Raw genomic sequence first — 817 nt, forward strand, 5'->3', positions numbered from 1 at the left:
CTCGGACCTGTCATTACAGCTCGAAGCCGAGGCGGCGCGCGGAACGCTGGCGCTGGCGCTGCGAGCGGAGGCGGCGCAGGCGACGGACGAGGAGCGGGTCGGCAGCCAGCGCCTCGGGACGGTCGATGAGGGCGTTGAGCACCTGGTAGTAGCGGGTCGCGCTCATGTCGAACTGCTCGCGCACCGCGCTCTCCTTGGCGCCGGCGTACTTCCACCACTGGCGCTCGAACTCGAGAATGGCGGCGTCGCGGTCGCTGAGGCCTCCGACGGCAACCGCGGGGACAGCCGAAGTGAGGTCGGCCCCTTGGGGGCTGCGCTCGGCGTTCATGGCGTCTCCTCGACAATGGGCGAACCTGCTTGACACCCACTGTAACGGGTGAATCACACGCATGTCATTCGGTCCGCCCCGGCGGGTCTCGACCCCTTCCGGCGCTCGGGCGCGCCGGTAGGCTCGCAGCCATGGCCGACGCCCCCGACACCATCGGCTGGGGCATCCTCGCCACCGGCAAGATCGCGCGCACCTTCGCCACCGACCTGGCCATGGTCCCCGGAGCCCGCCTCGCCGCGGTCGGATCGCGCACCATCGGCCCTGCCCGCACCTTCGCCGACGAGTACGGCGACGACCGGACCCGCGCCCACGCGACCTACGACGACCTGCTGGCCGACCCCGATGTCGACGTGGTCTACATCGCCACGCCGCACGCGCTCCACCTTGCCGGCGCGCGCGCCGCCTTCGAGGCCGGCAAGCACGTCCTGTGCGAGAAGCCGCTGACCCTGCGCACGTCCGACGCCGAGGAGATGGTCCGGCTCGCGCGGA

2 protein-coding genes are annotated in these 817 nt (G+C 71.7%); one reads left to right on the plus strand and one right to left on the minus strand.

Translation table 11 applies throughout. The annotated features are described in order from the left end of the window. Positions 1-13 precede the first annotated feature (13 nt). Positions 14-328 (minus strand): DUF3263 domain-containing protein, encoded by a 315-nt coding sequence (locus ACOADB_RS20940; RefSeq protein ID WP_378603022.1) that lies wholly within the window; start codon positions 326-328, stop codon positions 14-16. 131 nt (positions 329-459) lie between these two features. Here ACOADB_RS20940 and ACOADB_RS20945 point away from each other — a divergent pair. After that, positions 460-817, plus strand: a 358-nt coding sequence (locus ACOADB_RS20945) for a Gfo/Idh/MocA family protein (protein ID WP_378603433.1), incomplete at its 3' end; no start/stop codon positions are given.

It is taken from the genome of Nocardioides sp. CPCC 206348, from assembly GCF_048654705.1.
Classification (GTDB): Bacteria; Actinomycetota; Actinomycetes; order Propionibacteriales; family Nocardioidaceae; genus Nocardioides.